14 protein-coding genes are annotated in these 16445 nt (G+C 69.9%); 6 read left to right on the forward strand and 8 right to left on the reverse strand.

All coding sequences use genetic code 11. From position 1 onward, the window contains the following. Window positions 1–23: 23 nt before the first annotated feature. Window positions 24–2906, reverse strand: coding sequence for a hypothetical protein (locus HUA76_RS09630; protein WP_174460670.1), 2883 nt, complete (start codon window positions 2904–2906; stop codon window positions 24–26). A 192-nt stretch (window positions 2907–3098) separates the two neighbouring features. Here HUA76_RS09630 and HUA76_RS09635 point away from each other — a divergent pair, with 192 nt between their 5' ends. Then, window positions 3099–3623, forward strand: a complete 525-nt coding sequence (locus HUA76_RS09635) for a hypothetical protein (RefSeq protein WP_174460671.1) — start codon at window positions 3099–3101, stop codon at window positions 3621–3623. Here the strand turns inward: HUA76_RS09635 and HUA76_RS46255 are convergent, their stop codons facing one another. Together HUA76_RS46255 and HUA76_RS09645 are read right to left on the reverse strand one after the other, a co-directional pair. Continuing rightward, window positions 3624–4439, reverse strand: coding sequence for an OmpA family protein (locus HUA76_RS46255; protein WP_174460672.1), 816 nt, complete (start codon window positions 4437–4439; stop codon window positions 3624–3626). It abuts the gene before it with no gap. A 131-nt stretch (window positions 4440–4570) separates the two neighbouring features. Next, window positions 4571–6565 (reverse strand): patatin-like phospholipase family protein, encoded by a 1995-nt coding sequence (locus HUA76_RS09645; protein WP_141640428.1) that lies wholly within the window; start codon window positions 6563–6565, stop codon window positions 4571–4573. Between the two features lie 177 nt (window positions 6566–6742). Between HUA76_RS09645 and HUA76_RS09650 the strand changes: the two genes are divergently transcribed. Both HUA76_RS09650 and HUA76_RS09655 read left to right on the forward strand, forming a co-directional pair. Continuing rightward, window positions 6743–7060 carry a CBS domain-containing protein gene (locus HUA76_RS09650; protein WP_141640481.1) on the forward strand — a complete coding sequence of 106 codons (318 nt, stop codon included), beginning with the start codon at window positions 6743–6745 and terminating at the stop codon, window positions 7058–7060. A 257-nt stretch (window positions 7061–7317) separates the two neighbouring features. Further along, window positions 7318–8013, forward strand: a complete 696-nt coding sequence (locus HUA76_RS09655; RefSeq protein ID WP_141640429.1) for an NTP transferase domain-containing protein — start codon at window positions 7318–7320, stop codon at window positions 8011–8013. A gap of 109 nt (window positions 8014–8122) precedes the next feature. On the opposite strand, the gene HUA76_RS09660 is transcribed toward HUA76_RS09655, so the two are convergent. Beyond that, window positions 8123–9052 carry a hypothetical protein gene (locus HUA76_RS09660; protein ID WP_174453852.1) on the reverse strand — a complete coding sequence of 310 codons (930 nt, stop codon included), beginning with the start codon at window positions 9050–9052 and terminating at the stop codon, window positions 8123–8125. 347 nt (window positions 9053–9399) lie between these two features. Between HUA76_RS09660 and HUA76_RS09665 the strand changes: the two genes are divergently transcribed. Beyond that, window positions 9400–9810, forward strand: a complete 411-nt coding sequence (locus HUA76_RS09665; RefSeq protein WP_174453853.1) for a response regulator — start codon at window positions 9400–9402, stop codon at window positions 9808–9810. Here HUA76_RS09665 and HUA76_RS09670 read toward each other — a convergent pair. The 3 genes from HUA76_RS09670 to HUA76_RS09680 all read right to left on the reverse strand — a co-directional run bounded on the left by HUA76_RS09670 (window position 9800) and on the right by HUA76_RS09680 (window position 13053). Further along, window positions 9800–10669, reverse strand: coding sequence for a hypothetical protein (locus HUA76_RS09670; protein ID WP_174460673.1), 870 nt, complete (start codon window positions 10667–10669; stop codon window positions 9800–9802). The two genes, HUA76_RS09665 and HUA76_RS09670, sit on opposite strands and share 11 nt — an antisense overlap. A gap of 186 nt (window positions 10670–10855) precedes the next feature. Then, a complete protein-coding gene (locus HUA76_RS09675; RefSeq protein WP_174453855.1) occupies window positions 10856–12358 on the reverse strand; it encodes a hypothetical protein in 1503 nt (500 codons plus the stop codon). Window positions 12359–12672: 314 nt separating this feature from the next. Beyond that, window positions 12673–13053: a hypothetical protein gene (locus HUA76_RS09680; protein WP_141640434.1), complete on the reverse strand. Its 381-nt coding sequence runs from the start codon at window positions 13051–13053 to the stop codon at window positions 12673–12675. Between the two features lie 178 nt (window positions 13054–13231). On the opposite strand from HUA76_RS09680, the gene HUA76_RS09685 reads away from it, so the two are divergent. Together HUA76_RS09685 and HUA76_RS09690 are read left to right on the forward strand one after the other, a co-directional pair. Continuing rightward, entirely contained in the window at window positions 13232–14080 is an 849-nt protein-coding gene (locus HUA76_RS09685; protein ID WP_174453856.1) for an HAD family hydrolase, read from the forward strand. An 82-nt stretch (window positions 14081–14162) separates the two neighbouring features. After that, complete coding sequence (locus tag HUA76_RS09690; RefSeq protein WP_174460674.1) at window positions 14163–14690, forward strand: hypothetical protein; 528 nt, start codon at window positions 14163–14165, stop codon at window positions 14688–14690. A gap of 103 nt (window positions 14691–14793) precedes the next feature. Here the strand turns inward: HUA76_RS09690 and atpA are convergent, their stop codons facing one another. After that, entirely contained in the window at window positions 14794–16341 is a 1548-nt protein-coding gene (atpA, locus tag HUA76_RS09695) for a F0F1 ATP synthase subunit alpha (protein WP_174453858.1), read from the reverse strand. Window positions 16342–16445: the final 104 nt, after the last annotated feature.

The raw sequence follows: 16445 nt of genomic DNA on the forward strand, positions 1-16445 counted from the left end.
GTCATTCCCCTGAGTCCTGTCCGTTACGGAGTGGCCGCGTCGCCCGTGTTGAAGAAGTTGACGACCTGGGCCTGAGCCGTGTCGCGCACGGACTTCAGGAACGGGTTGCCCGGGTCAGACGGGTCGGAGATGAGCAGGAACGCGTGGCGCGTCTGCGTGGGCAGCAGGTCGACTTCCGCCATGTAGCTCTGCACCGTGCGGGTGCTGTCGCGGTTGGCCGCGGCGATGAGCCCTTCCGTCACGGGGTTCGGAATCACCTCGTCACCCTCGATGTACTGGATGAACGCCTCGCGCTCGGCGGGAGCACCCTCCAGGTTCTCCAGCTTCCAGCCGTAGTTGCGAGGAGCGGCCGGGTCCAGGATGGTGCGAGCCAGGACGATGAACTCGTCGAAGGCCGGGGTGCCGGAGACGCGGCCCACGGACTCCAGGAAGCCCAGGAAGCCCTCGCGGCGGGCGACGAACGTCGGGTTGACGGACGTCAGGAGGGTGTCCACCAGGTCACCGCCCGGGACGTTGAGGACGGTGCGGCGCACGCGCGTGTTGACGGACGCGGACAGGGCGCCCTGGAAGCCGCCCAGGCTCTGACCCACGTAGTCCACCGTGGCGGCGTTGAGCGTGGCGCCCGGGACGACGGTGCCCAGCTGCGTGCGCAGGCCGTCGCTGGCCAGCACGCGGGTGAGCTGCGAGAAGTCCACCACGTGGTGGCGGAAGTTGTCGCGCGTGGCGAACAGGTTGGTGAGGTTGAGGAAGTTCCAGCTGGAGACGAGCGGCGGGGACGACGCGGACGCGCGGCGGAAGTCGCCGCCCTCGCACTTGGCCGTCGTCACGCTGCACACGCCCTGGCCGGCAGCCTGGCACGCCAGGTCGCCACCCGCCTGCGGGTTGCAGGCGTTGGGCGACGCGGAGATGCAGCGGCCGTACGTGGGGCTGTTGGCCGTCACGTCACAGGTGGAGCCGGTGGCGCAGGCCTGGTCCGGGGTGGTGATGGAGCCCAGCCCCGACGCGGCGGTGATGCCCGCGCAGCTGGTGCGCTCGCCGTGGAGCACGGTGTCCATGGCGGCCACCGCGTAGCCAGCCTCGTTGAGCTTGTTGACGATGGGGAGCACGGAGGTGCGGTTGCTGCCCAGGCCGTGACCGAAGACGACGACCTTGTAGCCGGTGGCCGGAGGCGCCGAGGCGGGCAGGAACAGCCAGAACGGGATGTGGTCCAGGCGCGTGGGACGCAGGGGGTTGAGCGCGCCGTTGACGTCGTCCAGGAGGATGGGCGACAGGAACGCGCCGACCAGGGCCTTGCCCACGTGCGGGTGCTCCAGGCCGTTGGCGTCCATGGCGCCGGTGAGCTGGGCCGTCTGGTCCACCATGTACAGCGGCGTGGTGGGCACCGGGGTGGGCGCCTGGTTGAGCTGGGCCAGCACGGTGTGGGTGCTCTGCGTGGTGAACGTCCACGCGAGCAGCACGTCCTTGCGTTCAATCTTGAAGTTCGCGGCCAGGCTGTCGAACAGCGGCTTCATGCCCGCGCGGATGGGCTCCAGCGCGGCGGCGGTGCCGTCCGGCACCGCGGCGACCTGGCTCTTGCCGTCGACGAACAGCGGCGACGACAGGCGCATCAGGGCCTGGGGACCGGTGGCGGCGACGAAGTTGCCCTTTTCGTCCTTGGCGCCACGCAGGAGGATGACCGCGTACTGGGTGGCGGGGTCGAGCGGAACCTCGGGGATGATCTGCAGCTGCTGGGGCGCGGGGTCCGCGGCGCTGCCATCGCGCTTCCGGCTGGAGGCGCAGTTGAGGCACACCTTGACCTTGGGCGTGGTTCCGCCCGGAGTCAGCTTGACGAACAGCAGCTCCTTGCCCAGCCGGACGGTGTTCATGTCCAGCTTGGCGTCATTGTCGATGACGCCGCGGGTGGCGCTGTTCTCGGAGATGATGGTCGCCGTCGTGGACCAGCCGTCCAGGGTGTTCAGGCCCTTGATGAGGTCCTGCACCGTGCCGGCGGTGGGGGGCACGGGCAGGCTCAGGTGCGCCGCCGCCGTGGCCGTCTTCGGCGTGCGCAGCAGGTCGTTGGGGAAGGGGATGGTGCTGGTGCTCGGATCGAACGTCGCTTCCGGCTGGTTCAGGATGGAGAAGGTCCACGCCAGGACGATGTCGTCGCGGTTGACGGAGAACTTCGCCGACACCGCGTTGAGGACGTCCTTGTAGCCCAGGCGCAGCTGCTCCAGGCGCTTGGCGCTGTTGAGCTGGTCCGCCAGGCGCTCGGCCGGGTCGGTCTTGATGGACGGCAGCAGCTCCGTGTTGAGGCGGCAGTCCGGGGACGCCAGGTCCTGACCAGGACAGGTGACGAGCGGCTCGCGCGAGCTGGCGAAGGACCAGGTGGCCGAGGCGATGATGGGCTTGTCCTGGTTGGTCCTCACGCCATCCTTGCCACCGATGATGGCCACCGCGTAGCGGCCACCCTTGGGCCAGCCCTGCGGCTGCGGCGGGATGACGGTGATCTGGTTGGTCTCCGGGCGGTAGCCGATGGTCGCCGTGACGGGCTTCGCCAGCTCCGTGCCCTCGTAGAGGTCGATGACCTTGACCGTGTCCGAGTTGACCGTCGCCGGGTTCAGGTCCTTCACCAGCGTGGTGGCGATCGCGGACGTCGGGAAGCCATTGAGCGTGTTGAGGTAGTCCCGGGTGAACTCCTGCTCGGCTGCCGGCGCCTTCGGGTTGATGGGCGCCGCGACGATGTTCGAGCCATCCGGCAACTTGGCGATGGCCAGGTCATTCGGAGACGGCACGACAGCCGGAGACGCCGAGGGGTCGAACTCCGCCACGACGACATCCGCCGCGTTCGGAGGTGGGTCCTGCGCGATGTCTGGATCACACGCTACCGTGCCCAGGGCCAGGGCCCCGAGGAACAACGCCTTTTTCATGGGTACAACCCCCTCCGAGTCCAGGTTTGGACTTCAGGACTAGGTGACAGTCGCGTGGCGTACCACGTCCGTGGGTTGGCCGGAAGCGACGGGACTTGACGCGTCGTGTCACTCATGCATCAGCGTATGCGGGAGTGGCACAGACTGTCTTTGACACACTGCGCTGGAGCCAATCACCGGTACGCTGAGCGGATGAACCGACTGCTGAGTGTGCTGGTGATGTGCATGGCGATGGCGGCGTCCGCGGAGGAGGCCGGGGGCCTGGCGTGGACGGCGCCGGCGGAGTGGGCGGCGCAGGGCGAGCGGCCGATGCGCGCGGCGACGTACAAGCTGCCGGCGGCGAAGGGGGACACGGAGGGCGGGGAGCTGGCGGTCTTCTACTTCGGGCAGGGGCAGGGCGGCGCGGTGGACGCCAACGTGAAGCGGTGGCTGGGCCAGTTCCAGACGGCGGACGGCAAGCCGGTGGACAAGGTGGCCAAGACGAAGACGGAGAAGCTCAACGGGATGCCGGTGACGACGGTGGACGTGAAGGGCACGTACATGGGCGGCGGGCCGATGATGGGCCCCTCCACGCCGAAGCCCGGCTTCCGTCTTCTGGGCGCGATTGTGGAAGGCCCCGAGGGCGCCCTCTTCTTCAAGCTGACGGGCCCGGAGAAGACGGTGGCGGCCTCGGAGAAGTCCTTCCGCAAGTTGTTGGAGTCGGTGAAGAAGAAGTAGCTAGCGGCTGTCCCGGGCCGTCTTCAGGGCGGCCTTCTTCGCGGGCAGCTCTGGAATCAGCAGCACCTCGATGCGCCGGTTGCGCGCGCGGCCCTGAGGGGTGGCGTTGGCCGACACCGGCCGCGTCTCTCCGTAGCCCGCGGCGATCATCCGGCGCGAGCGCACCCCGCCATGCTCCTCCAGGAAGCGCACCACGTTGACGGCGCGCGCCACGGACAGCTCCCAGTTGGTGGGGAAGGTGGCCTGCAGCTTCTGCGACGGCGGCGAGTCATCCGTGTGGCCCGACACCTGGATGGCCTTGTCATCCACCTTGGCGAGCACGCCGCCCAGCCGCTTGAGGACCTCCTGGCCGCGCTTGCTGATGCTCGCGTCGCCGGAGTCGAAGAGCACCTTGTCCACCAGGTCCACCTGGATGCGGCCCTTGGCTTGGGACAGCTTGATGGCGCCCTCGGCGATCTCCGACTTCATCTTGTCCTGGAGGTCGTCATAGGTGTCCTTGAGCTTGGCCAGCTCCGCCTCCTGCTCCTGCACCGTCTGGGAGAGCTGCTCCTTCTCCGTGCTGAGCTGCTCCTTCTCCGACGACAGCTTCGCGTGCTCCGTCTCCAGCGCGGCGAGCTTCTCCTCCGCCTGCTTGCGCGCGGCCTCCGCGTCACGCGCGCGCGCCGTGGCCTCGTCCGCCGCCTTGCGCGCCTCTTCCGCTTGCGACTGCGACTGCGCCGAGCCTCGGTGCGCCAGGTACAGCACTCCGCCCGCCAGCAGCACCACCAGCACCGTCACCAGCCAGGGCACCCAGGCCCGCCCTCGCTCCGCTTGCATCAAGACCTCCCAGGGGGATGTATGCGAGCCACCGTAACGACGGCACCCAGGTGCGCCTCAAGGCGCCCCGGGTGCGTGAAGGTGTCTGGAGGTTCAACCTTGCAGCAGGGGCGCAAGCCCCACACCGTGTGTCAGAAAGGGAACCAGGAAGGCCGCACGCTGCGCACGTCGCTGAGCGAGTGAGACAGCTGCGCGCCGAAGTCGTTGAACGCTTGGCCATCCAGCCACATGGATTCAATCTGTTTCTGGCCGAGCCGCACTTCGTGACGTTTGCCATTGGCGGCGGTGGCGACGACGGTGTCTCCGCCGTTGTACGTCACCTGGAATTTCTCGCCCCAGATCTGGACAGGCTCGCTGAACTTCAAGTCCTTGGGCACCTGGGTCACCATGTTGGTGCCGCGCGAGCCGGGGACCTTCATGTCATCCATGAACTCGCGCAGGAAGTCGCGCGTCACTTCGCGCGTCTGCCCATCCAGGATGGGGTCCACCTTGTTGTCGTAGCCGAAGCCCAGGATGCTGTTGCCCTGCTTGGGGTTGTCCAGGTTCCACGTGGGGACGCTGAGCATGAACTGGTTGGCGCCGGGCTTCGCCTTGTCGCGCCAGTCCTGGGCCTCGGTGGCGTTGTCCTTGAGCAGGGCCAGGCCGTTGAAGCCGTTCCACACCACGTCGTCCGTGTCGAGCTGGCCGGTGGGCAAGGGCTTGGGCTGGGCGGTGCCGTTGGACGGGTGCGTGCCGCCGCGCGGCTGGAGCGACGCGCCAATCTGCGGCAGGTCGTTCTTGTTGTAGCCCATGGGCAGGTTGTCCAGCGTGCCACCGTCCACCAGATGCATCTGCCGGCCGGTGACGGGGTCCACCACCTGCACCGGCTCGAAGACGCCGGGGATGGCCATGGAGGCGCGCATGGCGAGCGCCACGGGCGTGTCCGGCGTCGTCTCCTGGCTGAAGACGAAGATGCGGTCCTGCGCGCTCTTGAAGCCGCCGTTGGGGACGGCGCTGTCGTAGGCCTTGGCGGCGACGAGCTGGAGGGGAATCTTGAGGTCGGCGAACGTCACGGGCCGGTCCGTGATTCCGGTCAGCTCGCGCAGCTTCTGGTCGAAGAGGTCATATGCGGCCTGGCCATCCAGCAGGCCGCCGTCGTTCAGGTCCAGGTCGGCGTCATACAGCTTGCCCAGGCGCGGGTCCTTGGCCACGTCCTCCACCTGCTTCGGCGTGGCGCCCGTGGCGGCGAACGCGGCGGCGATGGAGCCCGCGGACGTGCCCGTCAGGCTCACCGGCACCACGCCCATCTCGCGCATCTCCGTCAGCATCGCCGCGTAGCGCTTGCCCTTGCCGCCACCGCCCTCCAGGCTCAGGTGCACGCCCATGGGCTCGCCGCCCTGCACCGGCATGCCCGCCTCGGCGCGGTTCTGGGCGACGGAGGCCGTGTACTCGGCGGCCTTCTTCGCGTCGCCCCCCGCGACGATGTCCAGCGCCGCGGGCGGCTTCGTCACCGGCGTGCCCGTGGGGAAGCGGCTGGCGTGGACCTGTCCGTTGGGCAGCTCCTTCGCCAGGAACTGCGGATCCAACCAGAGCGAGCCCGGGCGCGGCGCGGTGGCCTTCGTGTAGCCCGTCTGCTGCGTCAGCGCCCCTTCCGCCTTCTCCAGCGCGGCCTTCACCTGCGCGTAGCGCGGATGCGTGGAGGGCAGCATGTCCAGCTGCGCCGACAGCGAGCGCACTTGACCCAGCGCGTCACGGAAGCCCTTCGTCTGTTCGACGAGCTGCTTGCCCTGCTTGTCGTCAATCTTGGGGGGCAGGACGCGCTCGAGGACCTTGCGCAAATCGCCCAGGTCCACGTCCAGCAGCTTGTTCAGCGGAATCTGGAGCGGCTTGCCGGTGAGGGTGATGCCCTCCCAGGGCTTGCCACCGGTGCCGGCGAGCTGGGGCAGGCCCAGCTTGGACAGGTCCGGCAGCTTCGCCTCGAAGCGGTCCACCACCTGGTTCGCCGCGCGTGCCACGTTCTGCAGGCCCTGGCCCATCCGCTCGAGCAGGTTGGGCTTGGGGGCCTCCGCCTTCTGCGGCTGCACGGGCTCCGGGGTTCGACGCGGTGCGGCAGACGGTGTGGAGGACGGCAGGGACTTGATGCTCATCGCGGTGGCTCCACTTCGGGACGCGTCGAGGGGGTGGCGGGCTGCCTGGAGATTATCGCCCACCAGCCGTCCCAGGTTGTGTGTCGCCTTTCGGAAGTCGTCCGGGCCCGGCAAGGGCCTTGCTTAGGGGTGGATCAGAGGCGCCTGACGCCTGCTTTATGGAGGCCTTCCGTGACGATGTGCCGCAGCCCCGAGTTCGAGATGCTCGTTGCCCATGCCGTGACGCTCTTCCCCGAGGACACCGTCCTCTCGGCGCTTCAGGTGATGCACCGTCACGGGGCGCACGCGCTGCCGGTGGTGGATGGCCGGGACGGAGCGTGGTTGGGCGAGGTGTCCCAGCATGAGCTGCATCGGCTGTCTTCCTTTGCGCCGCTCGCGCGGCTGGCTGAAATTCTGACCGCCAAGGCGCTGGCGAGCACGGAAGAAAAGACCGCCGCGTCCGTGCCCGCCTCGGCGCTGCTGCTGCACACGCCGCCGCCCCGGTGGCTGCATTGAGTCTTCCGCGGGCAGGTGGCCGGAGGGCAGGGGAGGCGAGCCTCCGGGGTGGTACGAACGAGCAGGCGGCCCGTGCCTCTTCCGGCGCTGCTCGCGCGTGCTCGCGCTCCTCTCACACGGCTCGCGAAGTGACTGGGGGCCGTCTGACGGCTAGCACCGGGGGGTGGGCTCAAAAACCACCGCGGAGGCCACAGCCTGTTCCCGGTGGCCCCGGGCCAGCTGGCACTCGATTCCCCGGGGGACGGAGGAGGCTTGGTATGAAGGCAGTGGCGATCATCCTCGCATCGGGCGAGGCCCGGCGGATGGCCCACCCCAAGGCGCTCATCCTGCACGAAGGCGACAAGAGCTTCCTTCAGTCGCTGGCGTCGACCTTTGGCAAGGCGAGCTGTCAGGTGCTGGGTGTGGTGGGGAAGGATGCTGAGGCCGTGCGCGAGCAGCATCCGGGGCTGGACCTGGTGGAGTCCGAGCAGTGGAAGGACAGCCAGATGGCCTCGGTGAAGGTGGGGTTGGACGCGGCGATGGAGGCCGGAGCGGACGTCGTGCTCCTGCATCCGGTGGACATGCCAGCGCTCCGGGCCACCACGGTGAAGTCCTTGCTCAAGTTGATGGGAGAAGCGGAGGAGGCGCTGCGTCCGGAGTTCGAGGGGGCACCTGGCTGGCCGGTGATGTTGTCGCGGGCCGCGGCGGAGCGGCTGCGGGCGGCGGAGGGTGACCAGCTGGAGGTGGTGCTGAAGAACATGAAGGTGCGTCGGGTGCCGTTGAAGGACCCGGGCGTGATTGTGAACATCAACGGGCCGGAGACGTACGAGCGGCTGTTCGGCTCGGAGCCGAAGCTGGCGCCGCCGCCCAAGCGCCGAGGCACCGGCAAGCGGCCGTCCTCGGGGCTCACCACGGTGGCGGATATCGGCGGCGGGGGCGGTTCGGTTCCCATGGCCGCGTCGCCGGACGAGTAAGAACTGGAGGGCCGGGGCTCCCTCAATCGGGCGGCTCCGGCCCGTCGTGTGAGCAGGGCATGACGGGCCGCTCGTGCGTGCGCGCGGCCCGTGGAAAGGTGCCCGGGGACTAGAAGGTCAACCCGAGGCCGAAGTACGGCCCGCCGAAGCCTTCCTCGTGCTCGACGCCGTCCACGTGTCCGGCGTCGTTGAGGTACAGCGCGCGCCAGCCGCCGCGCAGGTTGAAGCCTCCCAGGTGCAGGGCCATGCCCGCCTGCGCATCCACCTGGCGGTGGGGAAAGGGCGTGGCGTTCACACGCGCCTCCACGTCCAGCGGTGAGGCGCCGATGCAGGCCTCCACGGACGCGCCGAAGCTGGGGCCCACGAAGATGACGCTGGGGGCGTGGGCGCTCGTCAGGCCCGCTTCGACCCGCACGCGCCCGCGGGCGCTGGCCCACAGGGCCGCTGTCACCCGCGCGCTCAAGAGGGTGATGCGGTCCACCTTGTCGGAGCCGTCCTCCGCCCGGAGCGTCAGGCCGGTGATGCGGGTGTCCAACCCCATGCGCCGGCCCTCCATGGCCATGAAGAGGCCCATGGCGCCGCCGCCAGTGAGCCAGTCCGCCTGCGCGCCCAGGCGCACCAGGAGCGGCACGGGCTCGTCGCGCCGGCGCTCCGTGCGCGTGGTGGCGTTCAGCCGGGGCGAAGCCGAGGCCCCCGCGGCGCCCACTCCGACGACGGCGGTGCTCACGGGGACGCGGGCCCGTCGCCGCCGCCTGCGGGGAGCGTCGTCCTGGGCGTCGCGCTCCTTGCCAATGGCTGTCGCGGGGTGCTCGCGCGCGGGGCGCCCGTCGTTCGAGCCCTGTCCGACGGGCGTGGCGGGATGCTCACGCGAGCGGCGCTCGTGGCTGGCGTCCGGGCGGTCCGCGCCGCGCTCCGGGCGGGTGGTGCCTCCAGACGATGACGGCGTGGAGCGCTTGCCGAAGCGGGCCTCGGCGGGGGCTCCGCCGAGCAGGAGGGTGGCGGTGAGCGCGGAGCCGAGCACGGCCTTCGATGAGGGCAAGGTCCACTCCTCTTCCTGGCGGGGGACGACGGGGGAGCGACATTCAAGGGCCGCCGGCCCCGCGCGGCCATGGTCCCCCGGGGTGGGCGGGCGTTGGCCAATCGCGCTTGTGTGGCATTGGGCAGCGCGCCGTCCAATGAGTGCGCACGGCACGACACGTGGGAGGAATCGCCATTCACCGGCGGACGCTCGCCGTGCATCCCGGCCGTCCCCGCCCCATCTCCTGGGCTCATCGCGCGGGGGAGCTGGGACTATCTGCCTGTCTGGACCGGGCGGATGCTCACGGTTCGACAGTGGGCGAAGGCCTCGCGGTGTGAACTGTGTCAGCGAGCTACGGAGGCACTAGGGTGGCAATCGTGACCCATGTGGTGATGCAGCCGACCGTGCTCCTGGTGGAAGACGACCCGGACCTGCGGGGCGCGATGGCGGAAGCGCTTCAGGACGAGGGCTACGACGTGGCCATGGCCATCAATGGCCGGGAGGCCCTGCGCGTGCTCGTGTCGCTGGAGGTGCCGTGTCTGGTGTTGGTGGACCTGGAGACGCCTCGGGTGCAGGGCCTGGGGTTGCTGGAGACACTGCAGCGGGACGCGCGCTTCGAGCAGTCGCGGGTGGTGGCCATGGCGGCGGAGCCGGGGCCCCGTCCGGCGAGCGTGGTGGCGCTTTTGCGCAAGCCCGTGCGGCTCAAGGACCTGATGGCCACGGTCCAGGAGCACTGCCCGGGACCGAGGCCGGAGGTGCCTCGACGAATCAGTAGGTGAGGCCCAGGCCGAAGAAGGGGCCGTGGAAGCCGTCGCGGTGGACGACCCCGTCCACGTGGCCCGCGTCGTCCAGCACCATGCCCCGGTAGCCGCCGCGCAGCACCAGCGCGCCCAGGTGCAGCGCCAGCGCGGCGCTCGCGTCCACCTGGCGATAGGGGAAGGGCGTCATCTGCGCGCGCGCCTCGAAGTCGAGCGGTCCCGCGAGGCACGCCTCCAGGGACATGCCCAGGCTGGGGCCCACGAAGGCGATGTCCGGCGCGTTCGCGGTGCTGACACCCGCCTCCACGCGCAGCCGGACGCGCTCCAGGGAGACGAGCGCCCAGGTGAGGTGCGCCTCCACCAGCGTGATGCTGTCCGACGCGTCCGTGCCGTCATCGGCGTCCACGCTGATGCCGGTGATGCGCGCGTCCACGCCGAAGCGCCGGCCCTCCAGGCCGATGAAGAGGTCGCCCGCGCCGCCGCTGTTGACGGGCCCGGCCTGGAAGCCCACGCGGAAGGACAGGGGCGCCGCGTGACGCTCCTGCCGCAGTTCACCGCGGTGCCGGGGCTCGTCCACCACCATCAGCCGGTGGTTGCCGCCGGAGAACACGAAGGCGAGGAAGCCGATGCTGTCCGCGACATCCGACGCGACGTGGCGCGAGTTGTTGCGCCGCCGCCGGGGCCTGTCGTCATCGTCATCGTCGTCGGAGTCCGAGTGGCCCACCGGCGTGGCCTCGTGCGTGTCGTTCTTGTCGTCGTCCTTCTTCGAGTCGCTCTGCGAAGGACGGGAACGCTTGCCGAAGCGCGCCTCGGACGGCGTCGAGCCCAGCAGCAATCCCAGGGCAAGCACGGCGCTCAGGACGGAACGGAAAGAGAACACGGTGGGCTCCTCGGCGGTGGCCGGAACGAGGCAACGCGAGTCAGGACGGCCGGCCGCCTGCTTTATTCATACACCCATGGTGTATGGGATGCCGCCTGCCCCCTGGCCGGGCAGCCCTCGCGAGCCCACCGTGTCGCCGGGCCCGGGAGGTGGAAGCCGACCCCCCGGGCTGGTCGTGACGCGGTGCTACTTCCGGACGCAGAGCTTGGGGTTCTTCACGCAGGCCACGGCCAGGCATTCGCTGGCGGAGCGCGGCTCGCAGCCCTTCTTGCACTTGGGGGGCGAAACGCTGAAGTCGCACTCGCCGCCGCCGCACGTGCTGCGGTCCGTCACGGGCAGCGCGTCGCAGGGGCTGTTCAGGTAGGTGGTGATGGGTTCGGGGTGGAAGACGCCGTCATCGTCGGAGCAGACCTCGAAGTCGCCGTCGCCCTGGACCTTGAAGCCATCGCCCACGGCGCAGCGGGGCGCCTGGGGGCTGGCGCTGCCGAACTCGCAGGGCCCCACGGTGCGGGCCAGGCAGCCGAAGGCGGTGTGGTCGCCGATGGTGGTGTTGGCGCAGATGCGCGAGGCCAGGTGCACATCTCCGGCAATCCAGTCCTTGGCGAAGCAGGCGTGGACGTTCTGGTACGGGTAGCCGGTGAAGTTCGGCTTGGAGAGCTGGGGCAGGTAGGTGTCCATGTTGATGCTCACCTCCACGGACAGGGCCTTCGAGTCGAAGATGTTCCCGAAGAACGCGCCCTCGCGGAAGGTGAAGGCGCCGAAGGATGCGACGGGGTAGCGGCCCTGCGTGGTGCCGGGCCTCACCCACGAGCCCGGCGCTTCCATGCGGTTGAAGGGCGCGGACATGACGCTGTACCTGCCGCCGCGGGGGCAGAAGAACGTGGCGCTGGGGGCGTCGCCGCCGCAGTCGTTCTTCTCGGCCGCGGCCAGGGCGTCTCCGGCCTCGCAGCCCCAGGGCTTCTCACACACGCGCAGCACGCGGTGGCCGGAGATGGCGCCGAGCAGGCCGGTGCACGTGTCCGGCCTCGGCGCGCCGGCGGCCACCGTCACCTCCAGTCCCGGAGTGCAGGCGCCCACGCCCTCGCCCACCCAGCCACACTCGTCACCCAGGCCGGAGCCGCCCTTGTCGCACGGCAGGAACATGGGGTGCCATTGCTTGGTGTCACCGGTGGGGTTGAAGCGCAGGTCGTCCCGGGGGTCCTCGCCGCGCAGGGAGATTTCCACGGTGTGGCCGTAGGCGTTGTTGCGCGACAGCAGGCACGCGCTCACGTAGCCCAGGCACTGGGGGCTGGGCGCCGTGAAATCCCACTCCGGACACAGGGCCGCGCCTCCGCTGAAGGTGTACACGTTGCCCAGGCGGTCCTTCCACTCCACCTTGGAGGTCGGGCCCAGCGCGCACTCGACCAGGTAGTGCATGACGTTGCGCGCGGCCGGGTCCTCGAGCTGGTGCCTGAGGCGCCAGTCACCCGCGAAGGCGCTCGAGGTCAGCGGCTGCGAGATGAGCGCCTCGATGGAGCCCGCGTTGGTGGTGAGCGCGTTGAAGGCCAGGTCGGCGGTGGAAAGCGAGTTGAGGATGCGGATGCCCGGCTCGGCCTCCGCGCGGGAGAGCGGGAGCAGCGCGGCCACGCACACGAGGGCGGCCAGCGCGGAGCGGAGGGGGGCGGGGAGTCGGAGGATGACGGAAGACATGCGGAAGGGACCTCGCGCGAAAAGGAGACTCGGAGTCGCGAGGTAGCACGTGGCGGGCCGACGCTCGCCTCGCAGTATTTCCGTGAGGTTGCGCGCGCGGCCCCAGCGCCCTGTTGCCCCCAGGTCCACAGCGGCGAGGGCAGGTGTGGACCTGGCGGCCACGTTGAAGCGAGCCCCCCGGACCGAGGCACAGGGCCTCGGCGCGAGAGGCCTCGCGGGGGGAGGCCACGTCGAAGCGCGCTCCCCGGACTGTGGCGCAGGGCCTCGGCGCGAGAGACCTCGCGGGGTGGAGGCCACGTCGGAGAGCGCTCCCGTCAGCGGCGCGCGCTCTTCTTTCCCTTCGCGGAGCCCGAGCGTCGCGGCTCCGAGCGGCCCTGGCTCTGGGGTGCCTCGGGTGGCGCCAGGGAGCAGGCCGCCGCCGCGGTCAGCACCTCCGCCCGCGCGCTCTGGTGTTGCTGCTCCAGCACGCGCAGTCGTCGGGCCATGGCCTCTCGCAGCGCCTGCAGCTCGGCCACGCGGGCCTCGGACTCGGCCGCCTCGCGCTCCAGTTGCGCCCCGCGCTCCGCCAGCGCGGACACCGAGCGAGAGCTCGCCCAGGCCGCCGACCCGCAGAGCACGCACACTCCGGCGAGCAAGCCCCAGGGCAGCCACGCCCGGCGCCACAGCGCCGCCTCGTTTCGCCGCGTCGCTTCCATGCCCGCCCAAGGCTAGCGAGCCACCCGCTGTAGGACTCAAGGCGACGGCCCTGCCACTCGGGATTTACAGGGCGGCCTCAAGTTTACAGGGCCGAAATGATGTCACAGGCTTGATTCGGAACCCGGGCCGGGGCGTCATCCGGCCCCTTTTCCTCCAACTTCGGGAGTCGGTGGGCTGATGGCGATTGCTTGCGTGGTGCTGGACTTCGACGGGACCTTCACGGACGTGGCGACGGAGAGCGCGCCCTTCTTGAAACACTTTCGTGACGGACTGGTCCGCGCACTGGGGCAGGGGGTGGAGCAGGCCTGGGAGGAGGAAGTCGCGGCGCTGCGAGCGGGCGCCGACCTCCTGGGGTGGAACCTGGGCGGCAAGGTGGTGGCACCCGCGACGGCGGACCCGTACCTGACGGCCACGACGGCGGCGCACCGCATCTTCCAGCGGCTCTCCGTGGGCACCGACGAGGCGACGCGCTCGGAGGCCGTGCAGACGATGTATCGCGAGTCCTACGTGCACTCGGCCACGGCCTTCAAGCCGGAGGCGAAGGAGGTGCTGGAGGCGCTGCTCGCCACGGGCCTGCCCGTGACTGTCGTGACGAATGCGCACACGGAGCTGGTGGAGAAGAAGCTGGACACCCTGGCGCCCAAGGGCCGCGAGCGGCTGAAGGTCTCCGGCGACGCGCGCAAGTTCCTGCTGGACCCACCGGACGTGTCCGACGCGCGCTTCGATGCGCTGCCGGAGATGCAGACGCTGGACGGCGTGCTGCGCCGGCCCGTCTACCTGCGCCGGGGCCGCTACTTCGAGGCCCTCAAGCGCATCTGGGACACCACCGGCACGCGGCCCGAGGACACGCTGGTGGCCGGCGACATCTACGAGCTGGACCTGGCGCTGCCGGCCGCCCTGGGCGCGCACGTGCAACTCGTCGCCCGTGACAACGTGCTGCCGTACGAGCTGAAGGCCATTGAGGCGCTGGGCGCTCGCGGTGGCGTGGACAAGAGCCTGCTCGCGCTCCTGCCTCGCCTGCGCTGACGCGGCCACCCGCCGATATGCTCCCGAGAGGCGCGGCGTTGACGAGACTGTCGTCCGCCGCGCCCTTCCATCGGAGCCCGCCATGTCCGTCAGCCGCTCGCTGTCGTCGTGCGTCCTCGCCGCCTGCATGTCCGCCTGCGCGACCTCGGCACAGGTGGCGCTGGAGGCGCACCCCGTCAGCGTCCAGCGTCCGGCGAGGGAGCCCGGCTGCGCGTTCGAGGTCTTCGAGGAGCGCGAGCCCCCGCGCCCCTACGCCGAACTCGGCACCCTGGCGGTGACGGGCAACGAGTACCTGGGCGCGCAGGGCCGCAAGGAGCTGCTCCAGGAGACCGCCTGTTTGATGGGCGCGGACGCGGTGCTGCTGCCGCGCCCCTTGGAGCGCAAGGTGGCCGGCGGCCAGCGCGTACGGGAGTACGAGGCCCGCTTCGTCGCCTGGACGGACGTGCCCGCCCGCGTGGCCTCGAGCGACGAGCCGCCACCCCTCCACCAACGCCCCCCACCCACGGCCCAGGAGGGCTACCTCATCATCCCCGTGGACCCCGAGTGGACGGGCGAGTCCGTTGGCACCGTGGAGCGCGAGGTGAAGCCCGCCGACGGCGCGAAGCGGTAGCCGAAGCTCCAGGAGTCCGGGCACACGCCAGAAACACGAAGCCCCGCGTCCCAGGGAAGGGAGCGCGGGGCTCGGTGCGACGGGCCTTGGAGGCCGGAGAGTCTTAGACCTTCGCGCCCGGGGTGGGCTGGAAGACGTCGTTGAACTCCACGATGGCCTTGTTCAGCGAGGCCTTGATGTCGTTGGTGAGCTCGCGCTTGGAGGCGATGTCCTTCGAGATGGTCGGGTACTTGCCGTCCGTGAAGTCCAGGAACTCACGCATCCAGCGCACCACGTCCGCGACGGGAATCTCGCGAATCCAGCCGCGCTTCTTGGGGTCGTCGCGGTTGGTGGCGGCGTAGATCTGCATGACCTGACGCTCGACGGGCAGCGGCTCGTACTGGCCCTGCTTGAGCAGCTCCACCATGCGGGCGCCGCGGGCCAGCGTCTCCTGCGTGGCCTTGTCGAGGTCCGAGCCGAACTGGGAGAAGGCGGCCAGCTCGCGGTACTGCGCGAGCTCCAGCTTCATGGTGCCGGCCACCTGCTTCATGGCCTTGATCTGCGCGGCGGAACCGACGCGAGACACCGACAGACCGACGTTGATGGCCGGGCGGACGCCGGCGAAGAACAGGTCCGTCTCGAGGAAGATCTGACCGTCGGTGATGGAGATGACGTTCGTCGGGATGTAGGCGGACACGTCGCCGGCCTGCGTCTCGATGATGGGGAGCGCCGTGAGCGAGCCCGCGCCCTCTTCGTCGGACAGCTTGGCGGCGCGCTCCAGCAGGCGGCTGTGCACGTAGAACACGTCGCCGGGGTACGCCTCACGACCCGGGGGGCGGCGCAGCAGCAGCGACAGCTGGCGGTACGCCACGGCCTGCTTGGACAGGTCGTCGTAGATGATGAGGGCGTGCATCTTGTTGTCGCGGAAGTACTCGCCGATGGCCACGCCCGCGTACGGCGCGAAGAACTGCATCGGGGCCGGGTCGGAGGCGTTCGCCGCGACCACCGTGGTGAACTCCATGGCGCCGAAGCGGTTGAGCTTCTCCACGACCTGGGCGACCGTCGACTGCTTCTGGCCGATGGCCACGTAGATGCAGTAAACGTTCAGGCCCTTCTGGTTGATGATGGTGTCGATGGCGACGGCCGTCTTGCCCGTCTGGCGGTCACCGATGATGAGCTCGCGCTGACCACGACCCACCGGCACCAGCGCGTCCAGCGCCTTGATGCCCGTCTGCAGGGGCTCGTGCACGCTCTTGCGCTTCACGATGCCGGGCGCCTTCACTTCCAGGCGGCGCGTCTCGGTGGCCTCGATGGGGCCCTTGCCGTCCAGGGGGATGCCGAGCGGGTCCACCACGCGGCCCAGCAGGCCCTTGCCCACCGGCACGGAGGCGATCTGCTGGGTGCGCTTGACGACGTCACCCTCGCGGATGGCCTGGAAGTCACCCATGATGGCGACGCCGACGTTGTCCTCCTCGAGGTTCAGCACGAGGCCCTTCACGCCGTTGGTGAACTCCACCAGCTCACCGGCCTGCACGCCCTCGAGCCCGTAGATGCGCGCGATACCGTCACCCACGGACAGCACGGTGCCCGTCTCCGCGACGGTGACCTTCTTGCCGTAGTCCTTGATCTGCTCCCGGATGATTCTGCTGATCTCGTCGGCGCGGATTTCCATGGGCGTTTTGCGTCCTCGAACAGGGGGCGGGCCGGGTCGGTTCGGGTCCGCCGAAAGCTAGAAGTCGGGGCCCCTTACCACGCACCCCTACCCACTGCAATGCG

The organism is Myxococcus sp. CA056, from assembly GCF_013336715.1.
Classification (GTDB): Bacteria; Myxococcota; Myxococcia; order Myxococcales; family Myxococcaceae; genus Myxococcus; species Myxococcus llanfairpwllgwyngyllgogerychwyrndrobwllllantysiliogogogochensis.

Excerpts from the sequence above, each read along its gene's own strand:
- HUA76_RS09630 (WP_174460670.1), bottom strand. The coding sequence starts at position 2,906 with ATGAAAAAGGCGTTGTTCCTCGGGGCCCTGGCCCTGGGCACGGTAGCG.
- HUA76_RS09635 (WP_174460671.1), top strand. The coding sequence starts at position 3,099 with ATGAACCGACTGCTGAGTGTGCTGGTGATGTGCATGGCGATGGCGGCG.
- HUA76_RS46255 (WP_174460672.1), bottom strand. The coding sequence starts at position 4,439 with ATGCAAGCGGAGCGAGGGCGGGCCTGGGTGCCCTGGCTGGTGACGGTG.
- HUA76_RS09645 (WP_141640428.1), bottom strand. The coding sequence starts at position 6,565 with ATGAGCATCAAGTCCCTGCCGTCCTCCACACCGTCTGCCGCACCGCGT.
- HUA76_RS09650 (WP_141640481.1), top strand. The coding sequence starts at position 6,743 with ATGTGCCGCAGCCCCGAGTTCGAGATGCTCGTTGCCCATGCCGTGACG.
- HUA76_RS09655 (WP_141640429.1), top strand. The coding sequence starts at position 7,318 with ATGAAGGCAGTGGCGATCATCCTCGCATCGGGCGAGGCCCGGCGGATG.
- HUA76_RS09675 (WP_174453855.1), bottom strand. The coding sequence starts at position 12,358 with ATGTCTTCCGTCATCCTCCGACTCCCCGCCCCCCTCCGCTCCGCGCTG.
- HUA76_RS09680 (WP_141640434.1), bottom strand. The coding sequence starts at position 13,053 with ATGGAAGCGACGCGGCGAAACGAGGCGGCGCTGTGGCGCCGGGCGTGG.
- HUA76_RS09685 (WP_174453856.1), top strand. The coding sequence starts at position 13,232 with ATGGCGATTGCTTGCGTGGTGCTGGACTTCGACGGGACCTTCACGGAC.
- HUA76_RS09690 (WP_174460674.1), top strand. The coding sequence starts at position 14,163 with ATGTCCGTCAGCCGCTCGCTGTCGTCGTGCGTCCTCGCCGCCTGCATG.
- atpA (WP_174453858.1), bottom strand. The coding sequence starts at position 16,341 with ATGGAAATCCGCGCCGACGAGATCAGCAGAATCATCCGGGAGCAGATC.